Source organism: Streptomyces sp. NPDC016469 (assembly GCF_040632905.1).
GTDB lineage: Bacteria > Actinomycetota > Actinomycetes > Streptomycetales > Streptomycetaceae > Streptomyces.
Map to the genome: position 1 here is coordinate 100,229 of NZ_JBEYCQ010000027.1, position 9,486 is coordinate 109,714.

10 protein-coding genes are annotated in these 9,486 nt (G+C 66.4%); 6 read left to right on the forward strand and 4 right to left on the reverse strand.

Annotated features, from left to right (window positions below):
* Positions 1 to 42: 42 nt before the first annotated feature.
* The gene (locus ABZ565_RS27160; protein ID WP_161211897.1) at positions 43 to 309 is read right to left on the reverse strand and encodes an acyl carrier protein; all 267 of its coding nucleotides are present in this window, start codon (positions 307 to 309) and stop codon (positions 43 to 45) included.
* Positions 309 to 1,661: a condensation domain-containing protein gene (locus ABZ565_RS27165; RefSeq protein WP_361032106.1), complete on the reverse strand. Its 1,353-nt coding sequence runs from the start codon at positions 1,659 to 1,661 to the stop codon at positions 309 to 311. The genes ABZ565_RS27160 and ABZ565_RS27165 overlap by 1 nt, the downstream gene beginning before the upstream one ends.
* Before the next feature lie 254 nt (positions 1,662 to 1,915).
* On the opposite strand from ABZ565_RS27165, the gene ABZ565_RS27170 reads away from it, so the two are divergent.
* From ABZ565_RS27170 to ABZ565_RS27180, 3 genes are read left to right on the forward strand one after another with little or no spacing between them, the layout of a single operon-like run.
* The gene (locus ABZ565_RS27170) at positions 1,916 to 3,211 is read left to right on the forward strand and encodes an MFS transporter (protein WP_361032109.1); all 1,296 of its coding nucleotides are present in this window, start codon (positions 1,916 to 1,918) and stop codon (positions 3,209 to 3,211) included.
* Positions 3,212 to 3,236: 25 nt separating this feature from the next.
* Positions 3,237 to 3,659 carry a carotenoid oxygenase family protein gene (locus ABZ565_RS27175; protein WP_361032112.1) on the forward strand — a complete coding sequence of 141 codons (423 nt, stop codon included), beginning with the start codon at positions 3,237 to 3,239 and terminating at the stop codon, positions 3,657 to 3,659.
* A complete protein-coding gene (locus tag ABZ565_RS27180; protein WP_361032115.1) occupies positions 3,604 to 3,993 on the forward strand; it encodes a carotenoid oxygenase family protein in 390 nt (129 codons plus the stop codon). The genes ABZ565_RS27175 and ABZ565_RS27180 overlap by 56 nt, the downstream gene beginning before the upstream one ends.
* On the opposite strand, the gene ABZ565_RS27185 is transcribed toward ABZ565_RS27180, so the two are convergent.
* Positions 3,941 to 4,618: a hypothetical protein gene (locus ABZ565_RS27185; protein ID WP_361032118.1), complete on the reverse strand. Its 678-nt coding sequence runs from the start codon at positions 4,616 to 4,618 to the stop codon at positions 3,941 to 3,943. The two genes, ABZ565_RS27180 and ABZ565_RS27185, sit on opposite strands and share 53 nt — an antisense overlap.
* A gap of 240 nt (positions 4,619 to 4,858) precedes the next feature.
* Here ABZ565_RS27185 and ABZ565_RS27190 point away from each other — a divergent pair, with 240 nt between their 5' ends.
* The 3 genes from ABZ565_RS27190 to ABZ565_RS27200 all read left to right on the forward strand — a co-directional run bounded on the left by ABZ565_RS27190 (position 4,859) and on the right by ABZ565_RS27200 (position 8,425).
* On the forward strand, positions 4,859 to 5,401 hold the full coding sequence (locus ABZ565_RS27190) for a carboxymuconolactone decarboxylase family protein (protein ID WP_361032121.1): 543 nt from the start codon (positions 4,859 to 4,861) through the stop codon (positions 5,399 to 5,401).
* A 962-nt stretch (positions 5,402 to 6,363) separates the two neighbouring features.
* Positions 6,364 to 7,332: a hypothetical protein gene (locus ABZ565_RS27195; RefSeq protein WP_361032124.1), complete on the forward strand. Its 969-nt coding sequence runs from the start codon at positions 6,364 to 6,366 to the stop codon at positions 7,330 to 7,332.
* A 151-nt stretch (positions 7,333 to 7,483) separates the two neighbouring features.
* Positions 7,484 to 8,425, forward strand: coding sequence for a GNAT family N-acetyltransferase (locus tag ABZ565_RS27200; RefSeq protein WP_361032126.1), 942 nt, complete (start codon positions 7,484 to 7,486; stop codon positions 8,423 to 8,425).
* A gap of 299 nt (positions 8,426 to 8,724) precedes the next feature.
* On the opposite strand, the gene ABZ565_RS27205 is transcribed toward ABZ565_RS27200, so the two are convergent.
* Positions 8,725 to 9,486, reverse strand: a 762-nt coding sequence (locus ABZ565_RS27205; protein WP_361032130.1) for an ERAP1-like C-terminal domain-containing protein, incomplete at its 5' end; no start/stop codon positions are given.

A 9,486-nucleotide genomic window follows, 5' to 3' on the forward strand; every position in this document is an offset into this window, starting at 1 on the left:
TCAGGTGCTGCGGGCTCCTTGCCTCCTCACCGGTCCTCGGTGCTACCGGTTGCCGGCCTCATTGATGCGCTGGACCAGAAGGTCGGCCAGCTCGGCAAGAGAGGTCGTGTCGAAAATATCCGCGAGCGTGCAGTCGACACCGAGTTCCTGCTCCAGGATGGTCGTCAGCTCCATGGAGGAAAGCGAATCGAAGCCGGCCGCGATCAGGTCCAGGTTCTCGTCGACTTCCCCGGAATAGACCCTCTGGACCGCGGTGATCACCGTGGCGAGAACCTTGGAGGCAAGGTCATTGGCGGTTGTGGCGTCCACTAGACTTCCTTCCAGCTCTGATCGGGAGTGTTGGTGATGCGCAGCATCAGCTCGCGGAACAGCGTGGTCCAGTGCGCTGCGGTGCCTTCATCGATCCGCTCGGGGGGATATTCGAGCTGCATCCTCAGGCCGCCCGACTGGAGGTCCCAGATAATCCAGTTGCACAAGCCCCCTCGGTTGAGCGCTGCCTCCTGCCGAAGTTTCACTGGCTCGGCTCCGTCGGCGATCCTGATTTCCTCGCCCGGTCGTGCATGCACCGAGTAGGTGAAGAGGACCGGTACGTTCTCCGAACTCACGTAGGGCTGTAGGAAATCAGGGCTTTGCTCTGCAATATTGCGGCTCGGCAGCGGGCGGCGATACGCCTCCAGGCAAGTATTGCGTGCACGGACAAGGACATCCCGGAAGGTCTCGCATCCGTTGAGATCGACTCGCAGCGGCATGGTGTCGACGAACATGCCGATCGTCTCCTGGAAATCCTTGTGATCACGCGAAGCCCGGAGGGTCATCAGAGCCACATCGGTTTCCCCGGAGAGCTGAGCGGCGAGCAGCGCACCCGCCGCGATCAGCACGTGCCAGGTGGAGCTGCGCCCACTGCGCGCGCGGGCCCGTACCTCCGCCATCTCGTCCGGAGCCACATCCACGGTAGTGCTGCCGTAGTGAGGGTCATGCGCATTGGCGACCCGGTCAGGGTGATCTGCCGATGGCGCCAGGATGTGCGCGTTGGCGAGCTGACCGCCCCAGAACTCCTTGAGTTCCTTGGTCTTCGGGCTGTTCAGCCAATCCTGCTGCCATTCGGCGTACTCACCGTACTGTCTGATGGGCGGCAGGTCCGGTTCCGTCCCGGTTGTGCGTGCACGGTAGAAGGCGGCCAGATCGCGCCAGAGCAGGTGGGTTGACCGCCCGTCGCCGGAGATGTGGTGGAACAGGATGGTGAGCACGGAATCCTGATCATCGAACCGATGCAGGGCGGCCCGCAGCAAAGGGGTCTGGTGCATCGACATGGTGTCCGAGTGAAGCTTGACGAGGAGCTCCTCGGCGAGATCGTCGCGCGATTGGTTCGGACCGGTTGCCAACCGGTGCTCGGTCAACGGCACTGGAACGGGCGGCAGCACTGTCTGGTAGCCGGCTTCGCCGTCCCCGCAGCCGCAGGTGACGGTGGTGCGCAGTGACTCGTGCCTGGTCACCACGTCGTCCAACGCATGCTGCAGGGCAGCTGAGTCCACGTTTCCCTTGATCCGCCACGCCAGCGGCATGACGAACCTCGCCATGTCCTCTCCACCCGGCTGATCGACGCAGCGCGCGGACAGCTCGGCGGAGAGCGGGTAGCGAACCGGCCCCTTGATGTGTGGCATATGCCAACCACCTTCCCTTCTCGTGCTCAAGCACGAGAAGGGAACGTATGCGCTGCAGAGGGAAGCCGACGACTCGTGGATTGCGGATGTGCGCCCTGGTCTGTCGCTGTACCCGATGAGTCCGGCGATCCCTGGAAATAGATCGCATTCTGAGAGATGCTGCCGCGTCAGGTGCGCTCTACGCTGTTGCAGCGAGTGCAGCCATTGCTGAACACAGAAGGCAGGGTATGTCCAGATTTAAGCTTTTGTCCCTGATGGGATCTGCATTCGCCGAGCCAGGTGTTCAGCGCACGTTTGTCGTGTCGACATTCGTCGCCACGATCGGTGGCGGCATCATCCTGCCCATCAGCACCCTGTACTTCATCAAAATAGTTGGCCTGTCGGCGGCACAAGTAGGCCTTGCCTTTACGGTGTCCGGGCTGCTGGCGATTCCGCTCTCCGTTCCTGCCGGGGCGCTTGCCGACCGAATCGGCCCGCGGCGCGTGATGATGGCGACCTTTGCTGGTCATAGCCTGGTGGGCGTTTCCTACTTGTTCGTCCAGAATTTCTGGATGCTGCTGGCGGTCCAGATGCTCTCGGCCGCCAGCCTCGCAGCCAACTACCCCGCCTCCGGCGCGATGCTGCGACGGATCGGCGGCGACGAAGCGGTCACGATCAGGTCCAAGATCAGAGTGGTGGCGAACCTGGGAGTGTCCCTCGGTTCCCTGATCGCCGGCGTTGGCATTCAGATCGACACCCCCACCTCCTACCGAGTGCTGGCTCTCGCCTTCACGCTGACTCAGGTCGCCTCCCTCGCCCTGCTGTTCAGGCTGCCCAACTACCAGCCGCTGCCCCGGCCGCAGAAGGAAGCCGACGGCTCCGAGGGCGCGCCATCGAAGAGGATTGCGCTGAGAGACAAGGCGTTCCTTGCGTATTCGCTGGTCGGCGGCGCGATGGCGATACAGAACATGATCTTGGAAATCATGATCGCTGTATGGATCGTCAACTACACCGACGCGCCAGGGTGGGCAGTCACCGTCGCCTTCGTGCTCAATACAGCACTTGTCGTGCTGCTCCAGGTGAGAATCGGCGCAAAGATTCAGTCGATCACCGACGGGGGCACGGCACTGCGCCGAGCCGGCTTCGCCCTGCTGCTGGGCTGCGCCGCGATGAGCCTGATGGCCGGTGTGCCCGCATGGGCGGCGCTGCTGCTCCTGGTCGTCGGCATGGTGTTGCTGACACTCGGCGAGATCTACTACGTGAGCGGCACCTTCGCGTTCGAGTTCGGCATGCCGCCCGCGTACGCGCAGGGCCAGTACCAAGGGGTTGCCGGCGCGGTCGCCGGAGCAGCGAAGGCTGCGGCACCCGCCCTGCTGCTCGGACTCGCGCTGAGCCTCGGCAGCACCGGCTGGATCGGGGTCGGTGCCTTTCTGCTGCTCCTCGGGCTCACCGGCCCGGCCATTGCGAGGTGGGGAGAGCGCACCCGGCCGTCCGGCGAGACCACCGAAGCGCAAACGGCGGCGACTGATGCCTCAACGGGCAGCGCTTCCCCTGCCACCGACGTGGTGTAGGGAGCCACGCCCGGACAGCGAATCGATGAAGCTCCATGTGACGTGCGCGCACGCCGATCGCCCGCAGCGAGGGGAGGGACATGCGAACACCCGGCACCTCTGTGCATCCGCCTGCCCTCGATTTTGCGGCCGGCCTGCGAAGCCTGGAATCCGAGAAGTCCGCCACGAGCTGTCTGTGACAGGCTCCCTGCCGGACTGGCTGAGCGGCACGCTGCTGCGCAACGGTCCGGCCTGTTTCGAGGCCGGAGCGCTTGCGTTCCAGCACTGGTTCGACGGCCAGGCCTGTGCGCCCAGGGCCGGATCGCCTATATGGAGTTCGCCACCGACCCCTGCCGCTCCCTATCGCCCGCTTCGGGGAGCGGCTGGTGGCGCTGACCGAGACTCCTGTGCCGGTGGAGTTCGATTCGGAGACGCTTGCCACGGTGGGAATCGTGGACCATCAGGATGAGTTGCACGGCCAGATCACGTCAGCCCACCCTCACCAGGACCGGGCCACCGGCGACTTGGTCAACTATCTGACGCACCATTCCCGCCGTAGCGAGTACCGCGTGTATCGGCAGGCGGCAGGAGGGACGGAAAGGAAACTGTCGGGCGTCGCCGTGTTGCGGCCCCTCGTAGATGCACCGCTTCGGCGTCACGGACCGGTATCTGGTGCTCGCGGAGTTCCCCTTGGTCGTCAACCCGCTGAAGCCGCTGCTCAGCGGCCGGCCTGTTTTGCCTTCCACCACATCAACGCCTGGGAGGAAGGTGAGGACATCGTCCTTCCGAATCAGCCTTGCTGACAGTCGCGTGACGGCCGAACGAACCGTACAGTCGGGCGGCCGTGCGCTCGACCGTTCCATCGGTAGATCGAAACGTGCCGATCCACTCGCAGGTCTCATGGCCGGGGTGGGATACGCAACTGAGCCGGCGTGCGGTGAACGTACCCGGCACACCGACGAGGGCGTTGTAGAACAGGTGCAGTTCCACTCGCGGCATGACGAGCTGAACGATGCTGGTGGGTGCCGCCTTGCCGAACAGATACGAACCGGCCAGCGCCTGCGTCAACAGGAGGAGATGCTCGAAGTGGTGCCACGTCTGAACGCCGAGCGTGACATTCCACCAGGTGCGCGACCGGCCGGTGAATCCAGGCCGGAGCAGAATGATCCCACCCAGCATGACCAGCGCGTGGCCATAGTGCATCCATTCCGAGGTGACCAGCCATGGGAAGGGTATCCCCAGGACGCCACGCGCCTCGGGCACCGGCCAGCCGAGGGCATAGATCTGGATCGCCTGCGTCAAGTGCTCCGCCCAGTGCGCCAGGACAATTACCAGGAATATCCTGAGCCCGTTTTTGTGCCATGAGGTGTTGAGCGCCTCGAACGCACGACGCGACCGAGAGGGCGGACCTTGTGTGCCGGTCGACATGAGTTGTCCCTCCGAGTATCGGAATCAACTTCTGCATTGCAGCAGCCGCCCGAACAGCAGTCTTCTTCCCGGCGTACTGATTCCCCGGAACCCGTGTATCCGTGTGTCCGTAGGGGATCGGAGGAGGTTCGAGGAGAGGCCCGGACGCATGAGCACCGCACTCTGGGAGTTGGCTGCCAGGGGCGCGTGTCCCGACTATGAGCACGTCGCTATCGACTCCGGATGAGGAATAGGACGCCCGTGCCCCACATCGAGATTGCCAATGATCTTCCCGGAATCAGCGGGCTGTTCGTCCAGCGCCCGGCCACGGCGGGTGTTCTGTCGCAGCTCGCCGACACTCTCCTGCGCGAAGGCGAGTCGCCTTTGAGCCGAGGTGAGCGCGAGCTGATCGCCGCGTACGTGAGCGATTTGAACCGCACGGCCTACTGCTCCGGCTCGCACAGCGCCTTCGCGGCAGCACAGCTGGAAGGCGGCACTGAGTTGGTCGCTTCGGTACTCGCGGATGCGGACCGGGCCCCCATCTCCCCGCTGATCCGGGCACTGCTGAAGGTTGCCGCGGAAGTACAGGCGAAGGCCGCCCCGGTCTCCGACACAACGATCGCTGCGGCCCGCGCTGAAGGCGCGACGGACGACCACATCCACGACACAGTACTGATCGCAGCCGCGTTCGCGATGTTCAACCGCTACGTGAGCGGACTCGCTACGGCCTTGCCGGCCGACCCGTCGTTCTACAACGCCGTGGCCGACGTCATCGTCGTACGTGGATACAGCGGAGCGCGCTGACGCTCGGCCCCTGTGTGCCTCTAGGAGGGTGTATGGCCTGGTCCCTTGCTCATGCTCCCGGCCAGAAGGGCAGGACGGCGCTGGTGACCGGCGCGTCCGCAGGCATCGGTGGTTCCGATGCCGCCCGCGCCCGGGCCGATGACGGCCGGAGATCGGTGACCGCGTACGGGCGTTCCAAGCTCGCCAACCTACTGTTCGCGAGGGAGTTGCAGCAGCAGCTCACCACCGTGGGCGCCCCCACAACGTCCCTGGCTGTGCATCCGGGGCTGTCACCGACCCAGCTGTGGAACGGAGACCCGCCTGCGCTGCTACGCCCAGCGGTGGCGGCGGGACTCCAACGGCTGGCCCAACCCGCGGAGCAGGCGGCGCTGCCTTCGCTGCGGGCGGCCATGGACGCTGATGTGCCGGGCGGTGCGTATCTCGGTCCGTCGGGGCTCTTCGGGAACCGAGGGAAACCCGGGCCGGCGTCCTCCAGCCGGGCTTCCCGAAGCAAGGGAGCGCAGGCACGGTTGTGGGCCCTGTCCGAGGAACTGTCCGGGGTCCAGTACACGTACGAGCCCACGACCGCGGAGGCGTCGGACGACGCCGTGCGCCCACGTACTGGCAGGCAGGGGCGAGAGTAGTGCCTGACGAGCGCGTCGTGTCGTATGCGAAGCTGCCCCGCTCGGTCGCGGCCTGGGCCTGGTTGTGGCGGGGCTTCGACATGCAGCTACCGGATGTGTCGGGCGCCGCGCCGCAGGGGGAGCCGCCGTCGACGTACGAACACGAGCAGGCCAGGCCCCGGCCAGCGGCCGACGCGGAGACCTCTCGCCCGTGGGAACGCCAAGTGCCCCGGTGAGGACGGCCTTCGAAGTGGACGCATGACGTTCCTGCCGCGTGCTCAATACGCCGCTGAGGTGTACGAAGCAGCCGCTGCCCAGCGCGACACCCCCTCTCACCCCTGTATGGAAGGGCGACACCTCATGACGCAGACACTGCAGCGGAGTACGAAAGCCGCGACCCGCCCACCTTCATTCTTCTTCAACGGCCACGTGCCCCGGCGACGCGCACTGATCGTGACCCTCAGCGCGCTGTTCGGCTTCGCGCTCACAGTGGTCTGGTCGGCGAAGTTCGTCGACCAGACCATCGGTGACAACGTGGCGAATACGCTCTTGGGCCACCCTGCCAAGGAGACGCCGATCGCCGGCGCCCTGGCGGGCCTCGCCTTTGCCCTGGCCACCGGCATCGCAGGAACGTTCACAGCGTGCAACGTCGCCGTGTTCAGCGCATTGGCGCCACTGACCGGTGCTGGATCCACCTCACGACGGGGTCGTACGGCCGCCGCGCTGCGCCCAGTCGGTCTGCTCGCACTGGGCGCTGTCATCGTGTCGGCGCTGTACGGCACGGTCGTCGGCCTCGTGGGCGCGGGCATGCCGCAGTTCGAGCAGGGCCAGGGCGGCGGTGGCTTCTCCGGGCGACTCGTACAGGCCATGGTGGTGTTCGGGCTGATCGGCCTGGTCATGACGTACCTCGGGCTGGCCGCGCTGGGCGTGGTGCGCGACCCGCTGGCAAACGTGTCCCGGGTTCTGCCGAGTGCTCCCCTGCTTTTCATGGGCGGCCTGATCGGCGCCTTCCTCATCGGTCGGCCGTTCCCGCTGTTCAGGCAGCTGTTCCAGGATGCCGCTGAGAGCCGGAACTCGTTTTTCGCAGCGCTGGAGTTCGCCCTGCAGAGCCTCGGCAACATCACGGTCATGGCGACGGTGTTCTTGATCGTCACAGGTCTCTTCGGGGACCGGATTCACCGAGCGCTGACGAAGCGCCCGGGCCGGGCGTCAGCTCTGATGGCGGGGGCGTTCCTCGCTGCCGGCATCTTTATGGTCCTTTACTGGGACGTACGCATTCTCGCGGCCCGTGACCTGATCTGGTATCCGATGGCGCCCTGGGTCGCGTAAGCGCCTGGACCGGAACCACCATGTAAGCGGCAGTCCGCCTGCCCCGGACAGTACGCATCTTCCGCCATGCCGGCTCGTGACCGGCGCGAATCGACGGGTCAGAGGGACGAGCATGCGGGTTGACGTGCAGGGAGCGGTCACGATCGCACACGTGGGCTTGGAAGAAGCCCTGGAGAGGAACTGGCACGACCCTGCCTGCGTTGTCGACATCGTCAGGGTGAGGCTGGCAGACCTTGATCGGCGTCCCGCGCTTGAAGCTGCCGGCTTTCTGGTCAAGCCGACGTGGGTGAACTGGTTGGCTCCCTTGACGGATTCGGCGGCCGCGTTCCGACAGCGCCTGTCGGTCAGCGAGCGCAAGAGTCACCGCAATGCCGCGCGGGCAGCTGTCACGAGCGGCATTACGGTGGGAGTCCTCGACCAAGTGGGGGAGGAGGACCTGCGAGGCTTCCTCGAATTGTACGAGCGGCAGATCTCCGCGATGCCCCACGGTGTCAATTACGCCAGGCGGCAGGAGCGGCTCCTATTGCGTGACCTGCCCTCTCTGCTCGGAGTGTTCGCGCACGCCGACGGCGTCCTTGTCGGCGGTTGCCTGTGCTCGCTGCGGCCCGACCAGTCTCTCGTTCACGTCAGGTTCTCCGCAGCAGCGGACTCGGCCCGGAACGGCATGCTCTCGCGTCTGATGTACACCGCTGCCTTCGACGCGGCACGGGAGCGCGGCTACACCTGGGCCTCACTGGGCAGCGACCCTTCCCTCCTCGGGCACACAGCTCAACCGGGCCTCTTCGGGTTCAAGGCCCGGTTCAGCTTCACCCCGGTCCCCATGCAGACCATGCAGCCCAAGGCCGCTGGGGACGAAGCGGAGCTCGTCGTACGGATGCGGGCGCTGGCGCAGCCCTCACTGTCGATCGCCTACCACGAGGACCGGCCGGTGCCGGCGTTCGAAGGCCTGCCGGCCTCGCTGCCCCTGCGCGGGGTCCTCCTGTCGGCGACGCCCGACCCAACGTGTCCGGCCTGGGTTCCGAGCTCCCCCATCCCGGTCAGCCATCGCGTCGTCCCCGGCCCTCAGGAGACCCGCGGCGATGCCACACGCTGAGCGTATGCGGATGGCGGCGTCAGGAAGCCGGATGCGGTCCGGCCTCCCGGGGGCATCTTCCGTATCAGCGCCGCCGTCGCCTTCAGAGTTCCGACATCCGCGAGGCAGTCTCCGCCCATTGCGACCGCGAGGGCCACGCCCAGCAGGGTCAACTGGTCCAGCCAGGCCTCGCGGACGGTCTCAACCCGCGGAATGGGTCCCGGCTCGGGAGGGACACCACCCTACGGCCACCGCCCGGGACACGGACGCGTGGGCAGCACCCGATGCGCCTCATCAAAGCCGGAGGCCAGAAGCAACGCTTATGCGGAAGCGTCTGCCGCCTGGGCCCTCAGCGCCCGCTCGATGCCCGACCGCGACTCCGACACCAGCCGACGCAGGGCGGCGCTCGGTTCTGCGGAGGCCAGCCACGCATCCGTCGCGTCCAGGGTCGCCCGCGACACCTGCAGTGAGGGGAACAGGTCGACCACGATCTGTTGGACCATGTCCTGCGAACGGGACCCGGACTCCCATATGTCCTTGACCGCCGCGAAGTACTTCTCCGTATACGGGGCGAGCAGTTCGCGCTGGTCGGATTGGACGAAGCCGGTGATCACCGCTTGGTGCACAGCGTTCGGCGATGTGTCGGACTCGACGACCGCGGCCCAGGCCTCCGCCTTGGCCTGAGCGGTCGGCCGGGCCGCCCGCGCGGTGGCCGCGTGCCGTTCGCCCGCCGCAGTCTTGTCCCGCTGGTACTCCGCCTCGATGACTTTCTCGTCGGCCCGCCCGGTAGCCGCGAGGCGTTCGACGAACGCCCAGCGCAGCTCGGTGTCGACGGCGAGGCCTTTCACCGTCTGGTTGCCGTCGAGCAATGCCCCCAGCAGGTCCAGCTGCTCGTCGGTGCGGGCAGTGGCCGCGAACGCCTGCGCCCACGCCAGCTGGTGGTCGCTGCCGGGCTCGGCGGCCCGCAGCTGCTCCAGTGTGGCTTCCGTCCACTGCGTCAGGCCCGCCTCGCGCCACTCCGGCGTCGCGTACAGGTCGATCGCGGTCTTGACCTGGCGGTGCAGCGACTGCACGACGCCGAT

Coding starts and splice junctions, on each gene's coding strand:
- ABZ565_RS27165 (WP_361032106.1), bottom strand. CDS start 1,661: ATGCCACACATCAAGGGGCCGGTTCGCTACCCGCTCTCCGCCGAGCTG.
- ABZ565_RS27170 (WP_361032109.1), top strand. CDS start 1,916: ATGGGATCTGCATTCGCCGAGCCAGGTGTTCAGCGCACGTTTGTCGTG.
- ABZ565_RS27175 (WP_361032112.1), top strand. CDS start 3,237: ATGAAGCTCCATGTGACGTGCGCGCACGCCGATCGCCCGCAGCGAGGG.
- ABZ565_RS27185 (WP_361032118.1), bottom strand. CDS start 4,618: ATGTCGACCGGCACACAAGGTCCGCCCTCTCGGTCGCGTCGTGCGTTC.
- ABZ565_RS27195 (WP_361032124.1), top strand. CDS start 6,364: ATGACGCAGACACTGCAGCGGAGTACGAAAGCCGCGACCCGCCCACCT.